General features: G+C 39.2%; 18 protein-coding genes. 1 reads left to right on the forward strand and 17 read right to left on the reverse strand.

The features are described 5' to 3' along the window. Positions 1-2 precede the first annotated feature (2 nt). From M3O96_RS05580 to M3O96_RS05625, 10 genes are all read right to left on the reverse strand, one after another. Positions 3-2,210 (reverse strand): peptidase domain-containing ABC transporter, encoded by a 2,208-nt coding sequence (locus M3O96_RS05580; RefSeq protein WP_249719315.1) that lies wholly within the window; start codon positions 2,208-2,210, stop codon positions 3-5. 54 nt (positions 2,211-2,264) lie between these two features. After that, positions 2,265-3,494 (reverse strand): DUF4221 family protein, encoded by a 1,230-nt coding sequence (locus M3O96_RS05585; protein ID WP_249719316.1) that lies wholly within the window; start codon positions 3,492-3,494, stop codon positions 2,265-2,267. Between the two features lie 308 nt (positions 3,495-3,802). Then, on the reverse strand, positions 3,803-4,063 hold the full coding sequence (locus M3O96_RS05590) for a DsbA family protein (protein WP_249719317.1): 261 nt from the start codon (positions 4,061-4,063) through the stop codon (positions 3,803-3,805). 17 nt (positions 4,064-4,080) lie between these two features. Then, on the reverse strand, positions 4,081-5,160 hold the full coding sequence (locus M3O96_RS05595) for a DUF4934 domain-containing protein (protein ID WP_249719318.1): 1,080 nt from the start codon (positions 5,158-5,160) through the stop codon (positions 4,081-4,083). A gap of 114 nt (positions 5,161-5,274) precedes the next feature. Next, positions 5,275-5,454: a hypothetical protein gene (locus M3O96_RS05600; RefSeq protein ID WP_249719319.1), complete on the reverse strand. Its 180-nt coding sequence runs from the start codon at positions 5,452-5,454 to the stop codon at positions 5,275-5,277. 106 nt (positions 5,455-5,560) lie between these two features. Further along, on the reverse strand, positions 5,561-7,132 hold the full coding sequence (locus M3O96_RS05605; protein ID WP_249719320.1) for a cysteine peptidase family C39 domain-containing protein: 1,572 nt from the start codon (positions 7,130-7,132) through the stop codon (positions 5,561-5,563). A gap of 385 nt (positions 7,133-7,517) precedes the next feature. Then, the gene (locus M3O96_RS05610) at positions 7,518-8,678 is read right to left on the reverse strand and encodes a DUF4221 family protein (protein ID WP_249719321.1); all 1,161 of its coding nucleotides are present in this window, start codon (positions 8,676-8,678) and stop codon (positions 7,518-7,520) included. A gap of 80 nt (positions 8,679-8,758) precedes the next feature. Beyond that, positions 8,759-9,916 carry a DUF4221 family protein gene (locus M3O96_RS05615; protein ID WP_249719322.1) on the reverse strand — a complete coding sequence of 386 codons (1,158 nt, stop codon included), beginning with the start codon at positions 9,914-9,916 and terminating at the stop codon, positions 8,759-8,761. 57 nt (positions 9,917-9,973) lie between these two features. Further along, positions 9,974-11,119, reverse strand: coding sequence for a DUF4221 family protein (locus tag M3O96_RS05620; RefSeq protein ID WP_249719323.1), 1,146 nt, complete (start codon positions 11,117-11,119; stop codon positions 9,974-9,976). A 58-nt stretch (positions 11,120-11,177) separates the two neighbouring features. Further along, a complete protein-coding gene (locus M3O96_RS05625) occupies positions 11,178-12,329 on the reverse strand; it encodes a DUF4221 family protein (protein WP_249719324.1) in 1,152 nt (383 codons plus the stop codon). Positions 12,330-12,615: 286 nt separating this feature from the next. Here M3O96_RS05625 and M3O96_RS05630 point away from each other — a divergent pair, with 286 nt between their 5' ends. Beyond that, complete coding sequence (locus tag M3O96_RS05630; protein ID WP_249719325.1) at positions 12,616-13,824, forward strand: ATP-binding protein; 1,209 nt, start codon at positions 12,616-12,618, stop codon at positions 13,822-13,824. Positions 13,825-14,260: 436 nt separating this feature from the next. Here M3O96_RS05630 and M3O96_RS05635 read toward each other — a convergent pair whose 3' ends face one another. From M3O96_RS05635 to M3O96_RS05665, 7 genes are all read right to left on the reverse strand, one after another. Continuing rightward, entirely contained in the window at positions 14,261-15,376 is a 1,116-nt protein-coding gene (locus M3O96_RS05635) for a DUF4221 family protein (RefSeq protein WP_249719326.1), read from the reverse strand. Between the two features lie 193 nt (positions 15,377-15,569). Further along, a complete protein-coding gene (locus M3O96_RS05640) occupies positions 15,570-16,322 on the reverse strand; it encodes a LytR/AlgR family response regulator transcription factor (protein WP_249719327.1) in 753 nt (250 codons plus the stop codon). After that, the gene (locus tag M3O96_RS05645) at positions 16,319-17,386 is read right to left on the reverse strand and encodes a sensor histidine kinase (protein ID WP_249719328.1); all 1,068 of its coding nucleotides are present in this window, start codon (positions 17,384-17,386) and stop codon (positions 16,319-16,321) included. The genes M3O96_RS05640 and M3O96_RS05645 overlap by 4 nt, the downstream gene beginning before the upstream one ends. Before the next feature lie 56 nt (positions 17,387-17,442). Further along, a complete protein-coding gene (locus M3O96_RS05650; RefSeq protein ID WP_249719329.1) occupies positions 17,443-17,742 on the reverse strand; it encodes a hypothetical protein in 300 nt (99 codons plus the stop codon). A 252-nt stretch (positions 17,743-17,994) separates the two neighbouring features. Further along, a complete protein-coding gene (locus M3O96_RS05655; protein ID WP_249719330.1) occupies positions 17,995-18,510 on the reverse strand; it encodes a DUF2306 domain-containing protein in 516 nt (171 codons plus the stop codon). Between the two features lie 112 nt (positions 18,511-18,622). After that, entirely contained in the window at positions 18,623-19,279 is a 657-nt protein-coding gene (locus M3O96_RS05660; RefSeq protein WP_249719331.1) for a hypothetical protein, read from the reverse strand. An 11-nt stretch (positions 19,280-19,290) separates the two neighbouring features. Further along, the gene (locus M3O96_RS05665) at positions 19,291-21,441 is read right to left on the reverse strand and encodes a TonB-dependent receptor (RefSeq protein WP_249719332.1); all 2,151 of its coding nucleotides are present in this window, start codon (positions 21,439-21,441) and stop codon (positions 19,291-19,293) included. Between the last annotated feature and the right edge of the window lie 354 nt (positions 21,442-21,795).

Consider the following 21,795-nt stretch of genomic DNA (forward strand, 5'->3'; position numbering starts at 1 on the left):
GGTCAGGTTACATTAATATTTTCAAGTTCTAGTTGGTTTTTTACCAGGTCGAAGTAGACTCCTTTTGATAAAACCAATTGCTCATGTGTCCCCTGTTCTGATATTTTCCCTTGGTCGATGACTACTATTTGATCAGCGTTTTTTACTGTACTCAGTCTGTGGGCAATGATGAATACTGTTTTGCCCTGCATGAATTGATTCAGGTTTTCCATAACCTGCCGTTCATTTTTGGCATCCAAGGCCGATGTTGCCTCATCAAAAAAGAGAATCTCAGGATCTTTATATACCGCACGGGCTATAAATAGACGTTGTTTTTGTCCTGTGCTCATGCCAACACCTTCATTGCCAATTTTTGTGTTGAAGCCAAGAGGCAATGATTGGATGTAGTCAAGGATATTGGCGATTCGGGAAGCTTTCAGTAGCTTTTCCTGGTCTATCCGGTCCTGTCCAACAGCGATATTTGCAGCAATCGTATCATTGAAAACATAACCCTCCTGCATTACTACCCCGCAGTGGTTTCGCCAGCTTTTGGCTGCAATGGATTTCAGGTCATGGCTTCCATATAAGATATCGCCGGTGGTAGGGTCATAAAATTTCAATAAAAGTTTCATCAAAGTGGTCTTACCGCTTCCACTCGCTCCGACTACTGCTGTTATTTTTCTCGGTAGTACCGTAAGGTTGATTCCATTGAGCACATTTTCATCCGCGCCTTTATACCGGAAAGAAAGGTTCTTGAGCGACAACTCCTCATCAGGATTGATATTTCGGATAAAACGGTTATTCTTTTGATCCTCATCCTCTTCTTCCGTGTCATGGATTTCGTTGAGTCTCTCCAGACTGATGCTTGCATCCTGATATGCCCTGATAAATCCGACCAATTCGGCTATGGGACTGTTCAATTGCCCGATGATGTATTGGAGCGCCAACATCATCCCCAGGGTGAGGTTTCCTTCTATGACCAGGATAGCAGAGGTGAATGTGATCAGGATATTCTTCAGTTCGTTGATCACAGAGGAACCGACCTCCTGTGTCTGTTCAAGAGTCAGTGATTGGATAGAGACACTAAACAACCTTGCCTGTACAAATTCCCAGCTCCATCGTTTTTGCTTTTCGGCATTATGCATTTTGATTTCCTGCATGCCGTTGATCAGTTCTATCACTGTGCTTTGCTCCTGACTCAACTGGGCAAAACGCTTATAATCCAATTCCCTGCGCCGCTTCATAAAAAACAGGATCCATACAATATAAACAATACTGCCTCCCAGAAATATCAGGAAGATAGTCAGGCTATAGTAAATAAGGACAGCTCCAAACACGACAAGATTGAAAAAAGAAAAAAGGGTATTGAGGGTGGTTCCTGTAAGCAGATTTTCTATTCTCCGATGATCCCCGATTCGCTGCATGATATCACCGGTCATCCGGGTATCAAAGTAAGAAATGGGTAGGTTCATCAGTTTGATAAAAAAGTCTGACACAAGGGAAATATTGATCCTCGTGGTAAGGTGGAGCAAGATCCAACTCCTCAGCACTTCCACGCTGGTCCTTCCTACAAACAACATGATCTGTGCAAAAAGCACAAGGTATATAAAACCTATGTCCTGATTTTGAATCCCAACATCCACAATACTCTGGGTCAGGAAAGGGAAAATCAACTGCAAGAGACTACCCACCAATAATCCAATGCAAAGCTGAATAATCAGATTCTTATAGTTGGTCAGGTACCTAAACAGGAAGCCCAATGACCGCTTACTACTGTCCTCCCATTTTAATTTTTTGAAGTCGGGGGTGATTTCCAACAGTAGGGTGATACCTTCTTTGGAATTCTCATCAGCGTTGTTACCTATCCACCTTGCAATAAATTCTTCCTTTGACAAACTGATCAAGCCGTAGGCCGGGTCGGAAATAAAGACAACATCTTTCCTTATCCTATAAACAACAACAAAGTGGTTTTTATCATAGTGAACAATCAGGGGAAAGGGTGCATTTTTCAGCCTTTCAAAATTCAACTTAGCCCCGATGGTCCTGAATCCCATGGCCTCTGCAGCCTCACTCAACTTAAGCAAACTGCTACCCTCCCTTGTCGTCTCTGAAATATCCCTTATCTCCTGCAGTGATATCAGCTTGCCATAGTGCTTGGCAACGATGCGAAGACAGGTAGGCCCACAGTCCTTGGAATCGGGTTGTTTGTAGAATGGGAAGGTGGGTTTCAAAATGTGTTTGCTAAGTAAGTTTAAGAAAAAACCGAAACTATTTACCCTGTCATTTTATTTACTTAAGTTAATTCTAACAAAACCCATTTCGTCATCTAAATTTATAAATACCCATAAGCTCCCATTTTTCGCAAAATACAAACCTTGGGTATAAGATAAATCAGGTATTTCTAATTCGTTTATAAGATTAAATTCCGCATCAAACACAGACAAATAATTCTTTATTTCTTTTGTCTTTGGAACTAAAGCCAGATCATTATCAATCTCATGAAAAACTCTAGTAGATGACAGGCGCAAATATTGTTTATTTAATGAATCCCATACAGGTGGGTAATATTTTACTTGCTCTAAAAAAGATTGAAATTCTTTTTGCATATGCGCCCTGGAGGCGATGTTAATCCCATTCATGCTTTTTACGATTTTAGGAGTCTTTTTTGGACTATAATCTATAAATTTCAGAAAATCCTCTTTAGGATCGAACAATACGATTTCATTAGAAAATTCAAAACTCACAATTATGGTGTTGTTTTCGTATTTTAAATATACCTCGGGGTCAATAAAAATAGATGTATTTTCAATCGCCAAAATTAAATCAGCATATGATTTTTTCGAATTAAGGTTAAATCTTTTAAATGTGTCATGTTCAATTGACAACATATCCAGGTAAACTTCTTTTTTAATATTATCGTACCCAAGACCAAAAACCTTCAATTCGTTTGATTCCACAAAAACTTGATTACGTGGAATCTCACCATAAATGGCCCCACCCAAATCTTTGGAATTGATCCAATCCACACCTTGCTTTAAGCTTCCGTTGCAATCAAAGATCGAAGACTTTTCATAAGACATTATAAAAAATCGACAATCTTTCATAACATTGAAGGTGTAGAAGTATTCACCTGTTCCATTAGGCCCTTCTTTTTCAAATGAATATTTCTTTGCAAATGACAGTGTATTCAAATCCAATTCATCTACGGAATGATCAAATTCATTATAGGAGAAAATTGAGTTTCTTTCATTATCCAAATCCGAAATAGCAAGGAACCTAGTCAAATCCAGATTTTTACCATTTGAATTAATTCTCACAGTATCAAGTGAATAATTAAGTGATTGATACTCATTTTCAAGTTTACCTTTTGTACAAGAGATCGAAATCCATAGTATTGCAAAAATTTTTAAATATTTCATAAAGATTGTTTCAGCTAGAAAAAGAAGCCAAAAAAACCTGGCTTCTTTTTCTAATTTAAGAATTGGATTAAGTTTAGGCTTTCCTACACCACCCATTTTCGGAAGCATCACTACAAGTATCTCCAGGACAGCATCGAACCGTAGATGAACATCGTGTTACACTACATGGTGATCCAGAACCCCCATACCCTCCCGTAATCTTTTTCATCTGACTTCTCTGAAGCACTTCATCTGAAGTGAGCCTCAGCATTTCTAAACTTAACTTTTTCATAGATTTTTTTTTTTGATTGTTGAACATTTATTAAATCGGTATTCGACGCTAATCTTGCTCAGGTTATTTGGGTCACCCCGAGCTGTGACCATTCATCGCGATAGAATATTTTTAATACAATTATTTTAAACTTTTATACCAAGACATATTTCAGATCCTCCACAGTATAGCTCTCTGGCAGCTCATGCCCATTGATAAATATCGTTGGGGTATGGGTAATCTGCTCTGCTTCACACCATTTTTCCATCTTTTTTATGATTTCTTCCTGTCTTTTCAGTTCCCCATTCAAGGGGTATTTTGAGGCAAATACAGAGTAGTTCTTTTCCTTTGGGATATACCAATCATCCAAGGCCCGCATTGTATAAGCTAAATCCCCTTTGGATGCTACTCCCATCAAGTGCCTGACAGTATTTAGTTTAATTTCACAATCCCAATTATTGGATTTTTCTCCTCAATTGTTTTGTCTTCAAATTCAAATTTTTTGATATAATAAAAAAGGTCTTCCTTCAAGACCAATGGCCTCAAAAACACAGGATCACCATCTTCATCGATCAGCCCACCTTGAAGATTATAACCCTTCTTATTTTTTTTGTCATATAAAAACTTAAACCGCTCCCAATCTTGCTCATATTCCAAAATATAATAGGAGGTACTGTTGAATATATTAATAAGCAATAGGGTCTGGTATCCACTTTCGTCTAATGATTGCTTCCTTTCAAATTGGAACTTTACTGCCGGCACTACAATATTGTTCTCCATGACCTGATACAAAGTATCGCGGATCATGTTTTCAGGTGTAAGGACTGGCATAAACATATACAGTCCTTCTTCAATATCAGATAACCAAAATCTAAATCCCGCTCCTCCGATATGGACATGATCCAAAATGATGGTTCTAAACGGAATGGTATCAGAAATTTGGTAAGCATCATCCAGCTTGTAAATATTGGTTTGATTAGCAAAGTTATCACCAATCTTTATCCCAATCTCCTCAGAAACTGTCCACAGCTCTCCATCCAAAATTTTTAAATAGTTGAGGTGATAATCAAGTTTTCTTTCTTCGATCAACTGATAGTTCGAGTCATAGACCATCAATTTGTTCCATGCCGAAACATAAATATTGCCTGTAGCTTCATCAATATCCATAGAGGTAACACTCTTATACTCCCCAGGCCCTTCCCCTTGCTTACCTAAGAATTGGATAAAGTTCCCTTCCATATCAAAAATTGAAATTCTTTTGATGTCGGAAATTAATAACCTGTTCCGATGTAGCTTAACTTCAAAAATATGCCCTAAAAAAACTCCGTTTTTGGTTTCTAATTGAATTCTAGCTTCTTCTTGAGACATTTCAGATAAAAGAACCGGTGCATGAACACTATTGGGTATTGGTATGGTCACCAAGCCAGAATCAGGGCTTTCCTTACAACCTGCCATGACTATACTTATAATTAAATAAGTGCAAATTTTTTGTGAAATTTTTTTCTTTAGCATGTTTTCAAAGATTTTTTTAACTAAAAGGAGAGCTTACAAGCCCTCCTTTTATCATTTTTCAACTTTAATCTATTCCTTAAGATTGAGGAACACAATGACCATTAGATCCATAAACTACTCGACATATTTCCGTTGGGTTCGTTGTACAATCGTAAAGTGTAAAGAGTCCAGATCCACAACTGCAAACCCATTTACAAGTAAACCCCCATACCCTCCCGTAATCTTCTTCATCTGACTTCTTCCCAATACTTCATCAGAAGTAAGCCTTAGCATTTCTAAACTTAACTTTTTCATGTTTTTAAAAATTAAAATGTTATTTGGAACCCCAGACATTAAGGTCAGCTAGAGCTTCTGACCATTCATCGCGATCGAATATTTTTAATGCCATTATTTTAAACTTTTATACCAAGACATATTTCAGATCCTCCACAGTATAGCTCTCTGGCAGCTCATGCCCATTGATGAAGATCGTTGGGGTATGGGTAATCTGCTCTGCTTCACACCAGGCTTCCATCTTTTTTACAGTGTCTTCCTGTCTTTTCAGTTCTCCATTCAATGGGTACTTTGAGGCAAATACAGAGTAGTCCTTGACATTAGGCAAATACCAATCATCCAAAGCCTTCCTTGTATAAGCTGCATCTCCTTTGGATGCTACTCCCATCAGGTGCCTGACAGTATTCAGTTTGACTTCATCATTGCCGCCGGAAAGAAATAAAATCTGTAGGTCGATATTCCCTGCTTCATACAGTTCCTCTAACAAGGGATGGGTTTTGGCACAGGGACCGCAATAAGGATTGCATACTTTGAGGATATGGTACTTTGAAGATTCACCTTTTAGGAAGATTCCCAAACCTTCAGGATTTGACGTGATTTTTCTGGAACCGGAAGCTAAAAAATCGAATACTTCCCTATTTGACATAAACTTAGCCAATTTACTTTTATACCTATATTTCTCGCCTTTTGAGAGTAGGAAAGGCTTTAACTTTAACCAGATCAGGATACTTGCCAAGGAAAGAAAAGTAAATAGGCTCAACTCCATCAATCCTGTAGGATCAAGGTTGGTCAATAGCATCTGACTTGAGACAAACTCCAAGATCAGTACCCCGGAAATCCATAGGCAGAGCAGACACCATTTTTTGATTTTCACTCCCTGATAGTATAGCGAAATGGGTACAATTACCAAGCTTGCAAAACTTAGGGTTTTCAATAATTGCAAGGCTGATCCGGAAAATGAGGTTATCATCAATAAGGAAACCCCTGAGAAAAAATAAGCGAATGCTATACTGCTGAGACTGATTGATCCGCCGAGTGAAAATGAATCCAAAACTGTATTGCAGTCCACAGTTTTTCCCCCTGAGCAGAATTCTTTTATAGCAGCATTTTCCTTATCAATTTCGGTCCAGAGTAAGACTGCTGAGATCAGGAGGCCAGCGGATTTTAAGAAAAATAAAGACCACACACCGATCAAGTAGCTTACATTTCCATCCAAACTTCCCAATAATCCAATAAGCCACAAAATCCCTACTGTTCCCAGTAGGAAGATTAAAGAAAGATATGTCAGGTTTTCTTTTCTCCTTTTTTCATACCCCGGCTCCGAAGCATTTTCTTTTTTTTCTATAAGGAGGGTTATGCCTGTCCACTTTGTTACAAATTCCTTTCGGGAAATCTCAGAAATTTTTCCTTTTTCATCCAAATAAGTCACCTTATCTTCAGAGACTTTAGATACGCAACTGAAAATAGGATAGGAGTCTCCATTCATTTGGACCACACTAGGCAGGGGAATCTGATCTAGCTTATCTTCCCCGATCTGAATGGCGAGGCTGTCAACTTTGTATTTGGTAAGTGTATCTGAAATGGATAGTAGACTCTCTTGCTCTGGGTGTGAATCAATAAGATCATTTAAAAAATGGCTTGTAAAAGGGATTTCAAGCAGCTCAAGCAACTTTCTTGTGACTAAGTAGGAATTTTTCATACTATAACATTGCCTTTAAAAGAAGATGTTTTTGTAATAGAACTTGTTTAAACCACAAGTAACTAAACCTAAATATAATTTATAATATATCCAAAAGATGAACTCTAACCAGACTCTTTTTACCAGTCAAAAATGGACGTTCAGATTTCTAAAAACCAAACAATCTTCTAAACTCATCGTTGTACCCCCCCCCCACCAACAACTAAACAGGAAGTAAAATATGAGATTCCAGAATAAAACTTTTTTTGCAGTTGATCAAAATAAAAAATAGAAATATACCTTTGGTGAAATATGGTAGAGATAGGCTGCGCGAGATAAGTGGGAATAAGCAATGCGATATCATATTGTGAAACCCTCCAAGGGTTTCGAACCCTTGGAGGGTTAGTTATTCATAATTGATGCTCATTCTCACAAAACCCAATTCGTCATCTACATTGACGTAATACCAGATTTTACCGTCTTTGACGAAAGCATAAGTAGGCACACTTCCTAAATGGCTTAGATCGGATTCACCGAGAAGATTGAAATCTTCATCCAAAATACTTAAATACAATTTGGATAATGGTTTTTCCTCGGCTGATAGGAATAAGGGCCAATCAGTGTTTTCCATAGGGGATGTTTCGAAGGAAAACCTGTAAAATATTTTTTTTATTTCATCCCAAATCAGTGGCTGAAAGTTGATTTCTGCATGAATGCCCTGAATGACTTCCCTCAGATGCTCAACTGACTTGACTTCTGATGGATAGCCACCTTTCTTAGCTTTTGCCGATAGTTGAGGAGAATAATCAACATGGTAAACACTGTCATTTTCCAAATCCAAAATATATAGATCTGTATAGCCTGTGCTGGATAAAACCAGCTTGTTGCCAAATTTTTGGATGGTTTTTTCAGAAGTAATAGTCGTCATCATTTGGTCCGAATTTAACTCCACGGTATATTCCGGCAATTCCGCTTCACCAGGCAATGTCATTTTTTTGATGGTTTTGGATTCAAAATCTACTTTCGACATTGATTTTTTTGCGCTCTTCCAAGGGTTTAACAGCAAACCGTAAACCACACTTCCGCCTGCTATAGGAAAAGATTTGTTTTGAAAAATTTCTCCTTCTAATAAACTGTCTCCTTCAAATTTATCCTTCTCAAGCTTCAGGTCCGATAACTTTTTGCCATTAAGGTCAAAGATGCCCATTCCCTGAAAGTTAGCGAGGAGAATTTGATTATCGTCCAGCAAACTCATCCAATTGACATTGGACCCGACTCCATTTGGCCCTTCTTTGTCGAAAGGAACTTTTCTCTCCAATACCAATTCATCAAGACCGATAATGTCTAAAGTAAAAGCCTGAAAGTCCCATAGATAAAGCTTGGATTTATCCGAATTCATTGTGCTAGACCACAAGCCACCTTTCAAATTGATGATTTCATCACCTGAATCCACCACGACCGTGTCCATTGTCAGGGTGATTTTTGAGTAATCTTTGACATCTTCTTTTACTGAGTTATCACAGGAAAAAAGAAAAAGCATTGAAATCGGAAAGAGTATATTTTTCATGGGATAGGATTTTGATTGGTTAGATTTGATAATTGGATTTGGGCAAACCCTCCAAGGGTTTCGAACCCTTGGAGGGTTAGTTATTTATAATTGATGCTCATTCTCACAAAACCAAGTTCATCCTCCACATTGACATAGGACCAGATTTGGCCGTCACGGACGAAAACAGTATTGGGGACATGTTTCAATTCATCCAAGAGGGTCTCTCCCAACAGGTTGAACTTTTCGTCAAAAACACTGAGGTAAACCTTGGAAATGGGTCTTTGGTCTGCACTCCGTAACAAAGGACCTTCGTTGATTTCACTAGGGAGGGTTTCAAATGAAAAGCGGTAGAATTTTTGGTTTTTCTCATCCCAAACCGGCGGCTGAAAATTGATTTCTTCATCAATTTCTGCCATCAATTCTTTAAAGCGTTTTTCGGAATCCAGCTTTTCTGGATATCCTCCCTTTTTTCCCGTTGGTGTAAGCCTTGGGGAATAATTGACCTGATAAATCGAATCTTGTTTCAAATCCAAGACATATAATCTGTTATAAGCCGAACTGGAGAGTATAATCAAATCACCGACTTTTTTCACACTTTTCTCTGAGCCAATTATGGATCCCATATTTCCGGTTGTAAATACAATTCTATAATCCGGGAGTTCCTGAGATCCTTCTAAATCAAATCTTCTCAATTTCTTTTCTTTGAAGTCAGCCTTAGAAAAAACAAAATTATTATCCTTGAAATTGCTCAAATACCCGTAAAATATATCTCCGTTCTCTATTATAATTGGATTTTTGAGAAAATATTCATCTTCACTTAAACTGTCTTCTTCAAATATTTCTTTGGTGTTTTTATACTCCCGAATTTTTTCTCCCCTCAAATTGAATAGGCTGAATTTTCCCATACTTGACATCAAAATTGTATCTTCATTTAAAAAACTCATCCAGCCCATATACACGCCAACTCCATTTGGACCTTCTTTTTCAAACTGAATTTTTTTCTCCAACCTCAATTCTTCAAGGTTGATTTTATCCAAAGTGGTTTCTCCTTGATTCCACAAAAAAAGAAATTTGTTGTCTTCACTCATGGTATTGTTAAAGAGCCCATATTTCAGATTGATGATTTCATCACCCGGATCCACCACGACCGTGTCCATTGTCAGCGTGATTTTTGAGTAATCTTTGACTTCTTCTTTGACTGTGTTCTCACAGGAAAAGAGAAAAAGCATTGAGATCGGAAAGAGAAGATTTTTCATGGGATGGGGTTTGATTGGTTTTAGAAAACCCTCCAAGGGTTTCAAACCCTTGGAGCGTTACTCTTGGGAATCGATACTCAATCTGATAAAGGCCATTTCATCGTCGATATTTTCAAAAATCCAGATTTTGCCGTCTTTGACGAAGTGGAAATTAGGTCTTTTGTCCAACACATCAACCACTGTTTCGGAGACCAGATTAAAGTCTTGATCCAAAATAGATAAATAGACCACTGCCTTCTCATTGACACTTTTGCCTTCCTCTTCTTTGAATTCTTGCAAAAAGGAAAACCTAAAATATACCTGCTTTGCCGGATCCCAAACTGGATTCATAAAAGTAATGCCTTCACCAAAAGTCTTGTTTAAAACATCAAACTCTTCTTTGGATGCCGCTTCAGCCGGATAAGTCCCTGTTTTTCTATTGGCTGTCAATCTACTTTCAAAGGTTTCAAACCAAAGGGAATCAGATGCAAAATCATAAATATATAGATCAGAGGAAGCATTATTTCCAATAATAATCTTGCCGTTTTCCTTGTTTGCCCAAACCCAAGGAACTATAATTGCAATAGGATAACCTTGGTCACCATTTAAAACAGTTGTGAAATTCTTTAAAAAATCAAACTCTTTTATGGCCTTATCTAGATAGGTCTTTTGCCTAACATCAAGTATTCCAAAAGTAGTTTCACTATTAAACCAATCCCTGAAGACACCAATAATTTGGTTTGGCTTTTCATCAAATACAAACCCGTACGCCAACCGATTTTGAATCGGCAGGGAATCACCTTGGAGTTCCTCATACTTAAAATTCAAATCGCCAACCTTCACACCCTGCAGATTGAAAATGCCATTTTTGAGGTTGGAGTTGATGTAGAAGCGCTCTGCGGGTAAATACTGGATCAGTCCGATATAATCACCAATTCCATTCGGTCCTTCTTTTTCAAAAGGAAATCTCCCCACAAATTCAAGTAAATCAAGATCAATTTTTTCTATACTATGGTCATAACTGCTGAAATTGTAGAGGTATTTTTTGTCAGTAGAAAAATCAGATGACCAAAGCCCTGATTTCAGATTAAGTATCTCATCCTTCGAATCCACCATAACTGTATCCAAAGAAAAAGTCATTTGGGAGAAATCAGCTTTCTTTTCGGTATTGGAACTGCAGGAAAAGAGAAAAAGCATTGAAATCGCAAAGAGTAGATTTTTCATTGGATGGGGGTTTGATTGGTTTTAGAAAACCCTCCAAGGGTTTCGAACCCTTGGAGGGTTATTTGGAATCGATGCTTAAGCGGACAAAAGCCATCTCATCGTCGATATTCTCAAAAATCCAGATTTTGCCGTCTTTGACGAAATGGGTTGTTGGAGCTCTTTTAAGCTCGGGAACTTTAGATTCTCCTATGATTTGTAGATTTTCATCTAAAATCGTCAAATAAACTTCATCGTTACTTTCAGGTAGGTCCAGTGGTTGATCCCCTTCATTTTCTTTTTCTAAAAATCGTTTAAAATAGGAAAATCGATAGAAAATCCGATTCTCATTATCCCAAACAGGTTTACTGAAATTAATGTCTTCTAACGACTTTTTATAGAGTTCTGATAAAGCTTCAATAGACTCTACTTGGTTTATTGAATACTCTTTTTTTCTATTTGGTGTCAATGAACTTTCCAGCTTTACATATTTAAGTAAGGGTTCATTACTTGCCAATACATAAAATTCATTGGCAGTATCATTGCTCAAAACAACTTTATTATCAGAATTGGAGATACTTAAAGATGGTCCTACGCCACCTGCAGGGTTTCCATCCAAAACCAATTCAATCTGATATTTTTTCAGTTTATCAAACTCAGGAAGATCAAATCTTGTATTGGTGATTTTTTCGATATCGACTTTATTGAAGGCGTGTTTTTTGGTTTCCCAATCGACGGAAAATCCATAAAAAATTCTAGGATCTGATACTAATAATATCAAATCCATCATATACTCACTAGGCGGAAAACTACCTTCCTCAAAATCGGCATACACCAATTTCTCCAAGATTTTCAGCGCAGAATCCAGTATAAAAAATCCGGAATAACCCTGAACCAAAAACCTCTCACTCCCTAGAAGGTAAAATTTGGAAAAATTACCTCCTATTCCGTTTGGTCCTTCTTTTTCAACTTTGATTTTTCTTTCGAGTTCTAGCCTGTCAAGGCTGATTTTTTCCAGACTGAATTCCTGTTGATTGAAGTTGTATAAATATTTCAAATCCTGACTGAGGCTTGATTGCATCAGGTTGCCATTCAGGTATAATATCTCATCCTTCGAATCCACCATAACTGTATCCAAGGAAAAAGTCATTTGGGAGAAATCAGCCTTCTTTTCGGTACTGCTTCCGCAGGAAAAGAGAAAAAGTATTGAAATTAGAATAAGGTAGTTTTTCATAAAATTTGGGATAAAACTAAAAATAGTGGATTCGTAATGAAATCCAAAAATCAAACCGTTAAAAGTTGTTGGGTGCTCAAAATACTTCAATTCTTTCGATTGAAAATTGAGAGAGAAGCAAAAAATCAAACTTCCATTAAAAGCCATATCCGATATTTTTACTAGTCTACTAGGTAAATTATCCGATATTTTTACTAGTTGACTAGATAAATTATCGGATAATTTTACTACTCTTATAAAATTTCCATTTATGAATTCGTACATTTGACTAGGAAATCCTGCGAAAATGAAAAGGAAACTCTACGAAAAGCTACTCCAACATCTCCCCAAAAAGGAATTTACGATCCTGACAGGTGCAAGGCAAACGGGGAAAACCTCCTTGTTGCTAGACCTGAAGACATATTGTCAGGCACAGCAAATTCCCCAGATTTTTATCAACCTCGAAAACAAATCCTTATTGGCGGAGCTTGATGCCAATCCGCTGAACTTATTGGCATACCTCCCGGCGCAAGATCAAAAAACCGTGGTCTTTATGGATGAAATCCAATACTTATCCGACCCTTCCAACTTCCTTAAATTGATCTATGATGAGTACAGTCACCTGATCAAAATCGTCGCAAGCGGTAGCAGCGCTTTTTATATTGACAAAAAATTCAGGGATTCATTGGCGGGAAGGAAAAGGATTTTTCACCTCATGACCTGTGATTTTGAGGATTTTTTGATGCTTCAGGGCAAAGAAAATCTTTGGCAGGAAGTAGTCAGAATAAGAGAGCAACCTGAAGCAAAAAGCTTGAAAATAGATTTACTCCGCTTGGAATGGGAGGGATATATGCTGTATGGCGGTTATCCCGCTGTCATCACCGAACCTTTGGTCAGTGAAAAGATAGAAATCCTCAAAGAAATCAGGGATTCATTTATCAAAAGAGACATCATAGAAGCAGGCGTTCAAAATGAACTTGTATTCTATCAATTGTTTCAAATCCTTGCTTCGCAAACAGGCCAATTGGTCAATGTCAATGAATTGAGCAACACTTTGAAAGTCAGAAACGAAACCATTCTTAGCTACCTTGAAGTGATGGGGAAGTGTTTTCACCTGTCATTAGTAAAGCCGTTTTTTGCCAATATCAGAAAGGAATTGGTAAAGATGCCCAAAGGGTACCTGATGGATACGGGTCTGAGAAATTCCTTGCTCAACAATTTTACCCCTGTCAATCAGCGGCCTGACAAAGGCGAATTGTGGGAACAGACAGTATTTAGGGTGTTGGCCGACAGATTTGGAACTGATGGAATCCGTTTTTGGAGGACGGCAGATGGGAATGAAATAGACTTTGTTCTTCCTGATGAAAACCCACCTTTGGCCATAGAAGTAAAATTTGATGAAAGAATGGCCAAAATCAAAAAATACCAATTGTTTTTGGATACCTATCCGAATTTTAAATTTCAGTTTGCTACGATTCAGCCATGGACCGAAGATTTTTTTAGGAAGTTAAGCTGAGAATAAAGGACACTCTCCCTCCGGTACCAATGATATCACCGGAGCTGCGGACATCATAATTCTGTCTCATTGTTTTGGCTAAAGCCGATTTTTTGCGCGGCACTTATTTGTGAATGGGCTAAAGCCACATTCCTATTGACACTTGACACTTCGTACCCACCACCTCTCACCTCATCTTTTTCGTACTTCCGCCTTCCAACTTAACCCTTCAAAAAGATATCTCCCTATGGTCGATATGACAAGGAGAGGTTTATTTCACCAATTACCCTTTCCCTTTCGGATACTTTGTACTTGGTACTTGATACTTCGTACCCTCTTCCTCTCACCTTTTACCCTTTCTGACACTTGATACTTCGTACCCTCTACCTTTCACCTCTTACAAAAATCAAATCCAATATTTTCCACACTCCCTTACCTTCGAACTTTCTAACCCAAGTCAAGGCATGAACAATAACCGGACAAAAGCCAACTCATCGTCAATATTCTCATGGAGCCAAATGCCATCATCCTTCCAGAAATATACTTGGGGTATTGTGTTCATTTCAGACATGAATGTTTCACTTAAAAGCTTAAACTCCTTGTCGTAGGCCACCAAATGAATATCAAATTTTGCGGGTAATTCATCTGTCTTCTCTCTTACCTTCTGCATAGCAAATCTATAAAAATTGCCATTTGATGGATTTCTGACAACCTCCTTATATTCGATTTCAAAATACATCCTTGTAAAAATTTCAGCAAACTCATCAAAATTATCAATTTCCTTTTTGTACGTCCCGGATTTTCCTGCTGGTAATTTATTGGCTTCAATGGTTAGATTCTTGAGTTCTTGTGTTTGAATATGATATGTGAAAATGTCATTGTTGGCAGAATTGGAGATATAGATCAAGTCATCCACTTTTAACATGTTAACAGGTTGGATAATCGACCGCCGGGAGTTACCGCTTTTAAGAGTAACATTAAAGTTGTTGATTACTTTTAATTCCTCAAATTCTATTTTTTCCAATCGGTCTCCTCCAAGGTCCACCAATGCGAGGAATTTAAAATCATTCTCTTTGGAATATACAGGACTTATAAATTTTGCGCCTGAATTCAAAAAACAAAAATTATTGGTAAAATGATCTGCTGCCTCTTGTAGTTCTTTGAAAAATTCAAAATCAACGTATTTAATTCTTTTGACTTTACCGGATGATTTCTCTAAAAAACTCAAACCAAAATAATTATCAAAAACAAAGATGCTATCTCCTAAATAATAAAACCTGTGGACATTTTTTCCCACACCAGTCGGCCCTTCCGGCTCTAAATTTATCCCATCCTGTATGGATAAATTTCCAAGATCTATTACTTCAACTTCTGCAGTTTTATTGTTGTAATGGTAAAGAGTGGTTTGCTTTTTGTCAAAATCACTTAAAAACAGATTAGTCGCTCCCATGATTATTCCACCTTTGGAGTCGACGACCACCGTGTCCATTTTATAATCAATTTGTCCGTCAGTACCAGCCTTGGGACTGCAAGCTAATCCACACATCAAAAAAACAATCGCAAGGTTTCTCATAAATTAATTATTTCGGCTAACGTAAAGATATGTTTTTGAAAATGAAAGAGGAATACTTGCTAATTGGAAAAGGTGTTCACAAATTTCATTTGCTAGCAACTTTATACCCTTGAAACTTTTCAACTTTAAAACCCCACCACCTTTCACCTCTTACCCTTTCCCTCTCGGATACTTCGTACTTCGTACTTCCCTTTCATCCATCCAGCCATTCCTTAAAATCCCCTACCTTCTCCCTGCTGATCAGGATGTCGTTGTCGGTACAGTTTGCCAATTTGATTTTCAGGCGGCTGTTGGAGTAGGTGTGGATTTCAGCTATTGAGGAAAAGGAAGCTATATATTTTCTATTGAGTCTGAAAAATTTCCTTGGGTCCAACATGGCTTCCAACTGGTCAAGGGTATAGTCCAAAATATATTTTCTCCCTTCCACAGTTTGCAGGAAAGTGACTTTTTCTTCACTGTAAAAAATGGAAATATCCTCCGTCTGTACGCTTTGGATCTTTTCGCCAAACTTCACCAAAAACCTGCTTTTATGATGGCTTGAATTGGGGGAAAGCAATTCCCGTATCTGATGGAGTTCTATGCTCGGCTTAATTTGTAGAGACTGGAATTTTTGGATGGCTTGCGCCAATTCCTGTGGGTCAATGGGTTTGAGGAGATAATCTACCGAATTTAACTTGAATGCCTTGATCGCAAACTGGTCAAACGCCGTAGTGAAAATAATCGGAGAACTGACCTTTACCCTTTCAAAAATCTCAAAGCTCTGCCCATCGGCCAATTGGATATCGCAGAAAATGAGATCCGGGAACACATTTGATTCGAGCCACTTTACCGCAGAAGTAATGCTATCCAGATGCCCAAAAATCTCCGCATTTGGAAGCAAGTCTAAAACCAACTGCCTCAACCTGTTGGCAGCAGGCCGCTCATCTTCAATAATCAGAATTTTCATGATTTTTCAAGTTTGAGGAGTGGCAACTCGACAATAAATTCAGTTTCGGTCTTGGTGATTTTTGGGCTTTTGTCGCTGAGAAGTGCATAGCGCTTTTCGATATTCTCCAGACCAATTCCACTGTCATCCATTTCTTTAGTGAGTTTGGGTTGGAGGTTATTCCTGACGATCAGAGAATCCGGAGTTTGCTGGATAAAAATTTTCAATGGCAGCTCCATACTCGCAATGTTGTGCTTGATGGCATTCTCCAAAAGCAGCTGCAACGAAAGCGGCGGAATGTTCCAACCTTTCATCTGATGGACATCGATGAAATATTCCAGGCTTTGCTCAAAACGTATTTTCTGGAGACTCAAATAATTTTCTGCAAAAACCACTTCCTTCTCCAAGCCTACGAGTTCTCTGTTTTGGACATCGAGCACATACCGGTAAATCTTGGAAAGCTGTTGGATAAATTCCGCCGACTTGTCCGCACTTTCATAGACGAGGTTGGAAAGTACATTCAGGGAATTGAACAGAAAATGGGGATTGAGCTGGTCTTTGAGGGATTGGTATTGGCTGGCAAATTTTTCGGATTTGAGCTGTTCGGCTTCGATGGCCGCAGACCTCCATTCGTACAGCCAAGACCTTGAAATGAAAATAGTTATGATAATTAAGGCAACTGATATCGGCATCAGGGTATTATTCAACATCCGGATCCAACTGATGTTCGACAGCGTGACCCCCTCCACAGTGACCAAAACATACCCCAACACCAAAATAAAGCTGACGATAAAAGAGTAAACCATGTAAGCCAAAGCTGTTAGGACAAGTCTTTTTACAGGTTTCTCGATCCAGGATATCCTAGGGTCAAAATACTCCTCCACCTTGAATCCCCCCATACTCAAAGAAGCGGACATCAAAAATGAAAAAACCCAGTCCGGGATAATGGATGAAATGCCTTCCAAAGACAAAAAACAGCTTGGGCAGAAAATCAGCATTATTATCGTGGAAATCACAAAATTCAGGATGAAAAACCGCTTGGCGGAATTGAAGATAGTGGCCGAACTGTAGAAATTTTTGCTCATGGATTTTTCCTTAAATGAGGTTTATTTTGAGAAATTCCTATTTGAATCTAAATGTATCAATCCTTTTTTGCTTTGGAAGCCAAAATCCCCCAACCGCCGGAGCCGATCAGAAAACCCAACCCATAGAAAAACCCAGTATTGTTTACCGCAAACATGGCCACTTCCTTGTCAAACAGACTGATCACCAAACTGATCGGGGCGATGATCCCATGCCAGATTCCCCAAAAAAACCCGTAGGTCTGTCCGGTCAGGCATTGGTCTACAGGCACATTGTCAGCGCAAGAAGACATCAAAATCAGAAGTAATACTCCTGAAAGGATTTTGGTGGTATTCAAAATTTCAAGTCTCTTCTTCATTGTCATTAGGTTTTGAAAATTATCAATTATGTATCAATTTCGTTTAGATAAGCTTTTGCATTATACAAACCTTTTCCAAAGTTGGGACCAGTCCATGAAAATCTTAAAACATCCATTCGGAACTTTGGAAAAGTTTATCGAACCCCCTAACTAAACGACCTTGAATTATGTGTAGCCGTTCGTTGCACGAAGCCAAACCAATAATGGTTTGCGATCAATTTTGCGTGGCTGTCGACTGTCGTCTGTGGACGTTTACGCAAATTCACCCTTGCTTTTCTTTAGTTTTGGTATCGTTCCCATGATTTTCATCCATTTGGGCTTGTAAAACCCGAATACAATTCCGCCTATTACCATCACCCCACCCGTAGCCACTGCGACCATATTGTACAATGGAGTCTCGGGAATCCTCGTCATCATCTCACTTACAAATGCCCCATATAGGCCCATCACCGACCAATACATAAAGGAGAAATGAAGATAAGCCCAATTTTTGATTTGATTTCGCAAGAAAATCGGAATCATCCCCAAAGCCAAAGTGAGAGAACTGACCACTGCGAAATAATGAAAAATCCCCCATTTGCCAAATAAATTGTAAAGCATAAAGGCCGTCACCAACAAGACCGCCATGCTTGCCACATAGAGATATCCCATTCGGATATGGGTTTTGCTTCCTTTGGTCATCAGCAACACTGCCGAACCTAATCCCAAAGCCAAAACGGAGGCTATAAAATGGATTAAACCGATTTCATTATTGAAGATATGCTGCATTTTTGAAATTTCAGAAAGATAGAGAATGGGGCAGGTCCAGTTCGTGGCCTGCCCAAGTATTCATTTAATCAAAAGGGAAGTTGCCTTATCATGAGGCAAGACCACTCTCAAATCATTTGCAGGTTCTTTCTTTCATTTCTTCAGCCATGCCTTTTCCCCAAGTCGGATTGAGATTACCTTCTTTGGCTTCTGATGATTCCTTGGCAAAAAGTTCCAGACTAGAACCTACCAAGCCACAAGCTTTCTCAGGTCCCTGACCAAAAAACTGAGCCATCCCATATTCCATCTGAGCCATCAAAATGATCGCTCTTGGGTTTTGTCGGTTTAGTCCGATGGCTTTGCCGAAAGTCTGCATCGCCAAACCGGATAGGCTTTGTCCTCTAGAATTGGAGTCGGCTGCGAGTTCTCCCATGATGATATAGCCTTCCACAGCTACGATTTCAGAATTATTTGGGGAAATTGCATTGGCCTTCTCGATGTGTTTTTTGGCTTGGGCATAGTATCCGTCTTTTTCTTCCAATCCTCCCTCAGTCCTGAATCCCATATTGGCATAAGCCAAAGCAGCATAATAGTCCGGCAGCCATTCCCCGGCATTCATCTCTGCAATTCTTGCAAAAGAGTTGGCACTTTTTTGAAGTTCAGAAACAGGCCCTGCCTTACCCAAAGCTTGGATTTCTTTCAGCATGGCTTTTTCGTAGGCTTCATTTGTGGCGTTTGCAATAGAGGCAATGAACATCAATAATGCGATAAATAGGGTGTGCTTTTTCATGGTTTCTAGTTTTATAAGTTGTTTAAATTGTTTGCTGTTTTGTCTTTGGAAAGTGTCAGAAAGATGCCTACGAATATGAATCTTGGAGCAGTCTGTCTGATGGGAAGGCTCTCGTATTTGCCTGATTCATTTGGAGTGGGACTGAATTGGTAACCGAAAATATTGTCTCTGCCCAATACATTGGAGCAGGCAAAATGGATGATCAGATTCGGTTTTGGCAGGTAACTCCAGCTCAGACTCAAATCCCGGAATCCTTTGGTCTTGGCATTCATCTGCCCTGCAAAATTCGGATCCGTGTAAGTATAGCCATCGTTGATCGCAAAGGAACCTCCGAGTTGGGATTTCAATCCTGACACAAAATGCTTCACTACGATCGAGGCATTATGCCTTGGCGCAAAACCCGGCTGAACCATTTCTGTAAATTGCGCAAACTTTCGCCTGCTGTCCACAAAGCTATAAGTCACCCAGAAATCCGTGTTCTTGACGGTCTTCTGATCCCTGTAGAATACATCGAAACCCTGCGCATAGCCCGTTCCGTTTTGCTGGATGTTTCTGTAGAAATACTGTGTTCCTTCATAAGTCAGGATCTTTTTGTAATCCTTATAAAATGCTTCCGCGCGGATGGTCCTGCCGTTTTTGGTGAGGAAATAATTTAATATCAAATGGTTCGCAATCGTATTTTGAACTTCAGGGCTGGCAATCCTCAATTGTTCCACGGGCATTTGGCTGAATTGCCCGGCAGCCAAGGAAACCTGCCCTTCATTCTCAAACTTGTATGCAAGAGAAAACCTTGGATCCAACCAAGTCTGATCTGCCAACACGCTGTGGCCAGCCCTCAGTCCTCCTCTGAAGATCAGTTTGTTGCTGACATAATAATCTCCTTCGGTAAAAATATTTGCATGGAAATCATTGAAATCCCTGATCAGGTTTTCTGATTTCAATCCTTCCTCATAGCTGAAGAGATAGGTTTCCAAACCTGTCTTCAAGGAAAACTTATCCGAGAAACCTTTCAGTGCTACTGCTTTGCCATGGATTACTTGGTTTTGATTTCTGATATCAATTTGATCCAAAGTAAATTCATCCACATTGTTGGAATAAGAAATGCCACCGTAATAGCTCCAATCGTTTTTGCCGATTTGCTTAAAAGATCCAGAAGTGAAAGTGTAATGATTTTTAAGGTCAACCAATTGGCCGCGGCCTTCCGAACCGGGAATTTTCTGCCAGATTTTCATACCGCCCGACTCGGTGTGGGCATAGGCTTTGACCATGCCGCTTTTGCCCCACTTTTGTCTGAGAGATACTTCCGCATCGAAGCCGTAAGGAGCCCTTTCCCAATCAAAATTTTGAGTAACCATGGCTTGATAAGGTGACAAGTCCATGTAATTTGCTGTTGCGGTCAGGCTGTTTTTCTCCCCAACCAGAGTCTGAGAATATCCCACGCCAACGGACATCAAGCTGATATCTCCTTGGTTTCTGACCGGAATGTCCACCGTATTGAGAGCCAAAGCCGAAGAAAGCGCATGTCCATATTCTGCGGAATAACCTCCTGTACTGAAGAAAGAGCCCTTAAAAAGGTTGGGATTGAAACGTGTTCGGGTAGGGACATTGGAAGCCGTGGTGCCAAAAGCATTTCCGACTTTCATCCCATCGATAAAAATCGAAGTCTCCGAGGCATCTCCCCCGCGGACAAAAAGGCGTCCGTCATTTCCCACATTGGCAGTTCCGGGCAAAGTCTGAAATGCCCCGATGATATCTCCCATCGCCGAGGGCACAGTCACAATATCGATCGGTCTCAAGACAACCGCTCTTTTCTCATCTGAAGCTTCCATCGCTCCAGCGGTGATGGTCACAGCCGTCATTTCGTTGATGGTTTCTTTTAGGATGGGATTGAAGGTCTGTGCAGAACCGTTCAGGTCAATTTCAAATTCCTGGGATTTGAAACCCATTGCTTGAAAAACTAAAATGAACTTTCCTGTTTCGTCAGTTTCCAATTCATAGCTTCCATCGACTTCTGAGGAAGTTCCTTCGTAAGTTCCTTTTAGAAAAATATTCACGCCTGGAACAGTCTCTCCCTTATTGTCCTTGACAATCCCTTTGATCGTGGTTTGGGCCAAGGTCAGGTTGACGAGAAAAAACAAACAGATAGTGAAAAGTGCCTTCATTGCTTTGATATTTGATCCAAAAGTGTGGAGAAAGGCAAAGCCAAAAAATTAAAGCTGACTGAAGTGTAGGATTAGGTGGATGAAGTGTGGGAAATGCCGGATTGTCAATGGGAGTCCATAGTCTATGGTCCATAGTAGGTTTTATGGAAATTCAAAACCTATTTGATTTGGTTGGCGGTAAGGAAGAGGAAAAGTATTGATTACTGTAACCGCCATTACTGTAACGGTGGTTACAATAAATTTCAAAAATCATATGTACTTCCCGTATTGTATTTAAGAATTTATGTGTTTAACCTTTCGTGCAATTAACCATCTAAAACCCGAATTGAAGTTCCATTGTAGCAGCTATGGACT

Source organism: Aquiflexum sp. TKW24L (assembly GCF_023502205.1).
Lineage (GTDB): Bacteria > Bacteroidota > Bacteroidia > Cytophagales > Cyclobacteriaceae > Cognataquiflexum.

Coding starts and splice junctions, on each gene's coding strand:
- M3O96_RS05640 (WP_249719327.1), bottom strand. CDS start 16,322: ATGAAAATTCTGATTATTGAAGATGAGCGGCCTGCTGCCAACAGGTTG.
- M3O96_RS05625 (WP_249719324.1), bottom strand. CDS start 12,329: ATGAAAAACTACCTTATTCTAATTTCAATACTTTTTCTCTTTTCCTGC.
- M3O96_RS05645 (WP_249719328.1), bottom strand. CDS start 17,386: ATGAGCAAAAATTTCTACAGTTCGGCCACTATCTTCAATTCCGCCAAG.
- M3O96_RS05600 (WP_249719319.1), bottom strand. CDS start 5,454: ATGAAAAAGTTAAGTTTAGAAATGCTAAGGCTTACTTCTGATGAAGTA.
- M3O96_RS05610 (WP_249719321.1), bottom strand. CDS start 8,678: ATGAAAAATATACTCTTTCCGATTTCAATGCTTTTTCTTTTTTCCTGT.
- M3O96_RS05665 (WP_249719332.1), bottom strand. CDS start 21,441: ATGAAGGCACTTTTCACTATCTGTTTGTTTTTTCTCGTCAACCTGACC.
- M3O96_RS05585 (WP_249719316.1), bottom strand. CDS start 3,494: ATGGGTGGTGTAGGAAAGCCTAAACTTAATCCAATTCTTAAATTAGAA.
- M3O96_RS05595 (WP_249719318.1), bottom strand. CDS start 5,160: ATGCTAAAGAAAAAAATTTCACAAAAAATTTGCACTTATTTAATTATA.
- M3O96_RS05605 (WP_249719320.1), bottom strand. CDS start 7,132: ATGAAAAATTCCTACTTAGTCACAAGAAAGTTGCTTGAGCTGCTTGAA.
- M3O96_RS05655 (WP_249719330.1), bottom strand. CDS start 18,510: ATGCAGCATATCTTCAATAATGAAATCGGTTTAATCCATTTTATAGCC.
- M3O96_RS05650 (WP_249719329.1), bottom strand. CDS start 17,742: ATGAAGAAGAGACTTGAAATTTTGAATACCACCAAAATCCTTTCAGGA.
- M3O96_RS05615 (WP_249719322.1), bottom strand. CDS start 9,916: ATGAAAAATCTTCTCTTTCCGATCTCAATGCTTTTTCTCTTTTCCTGT.
- M3O96_RS05635 (WP_249719326.1), bottom strand. CDS start 15,376: ATGAGAAACCTTGCGATTGTTTTTTTGATGTGTGGATTAGCTTGCAGT.
- M3O96_RS05630 (WP_249719325.1), top strand. CDS start 12,616: ATGAAAAGGAAACTCTACGAAAAGCTACTCCAACATCTCCCCAAAAAG.
- M3O96_RS05620 (WP_249719323.1), bottom strand. CDS start 11,119: ATGAAAAATCTACTCTTTGCGATTTCAATGCTTTTTCTCTTTTCCTGC.
- M3O96_RS05660 (WP_249719331.1), bottom strand. CDS start 19,279: ATGAAAAAGCACACCCTATTTATCGCATTATTGATGTTCATTGCCTCT.
- M3O96_RS05590 (WP_249719317.1), bottom strand. CDS start 4,063: ATGGGAGTAGCATCCAAAGGGGATTTAGCTTATACAATGCGGGCCTTG.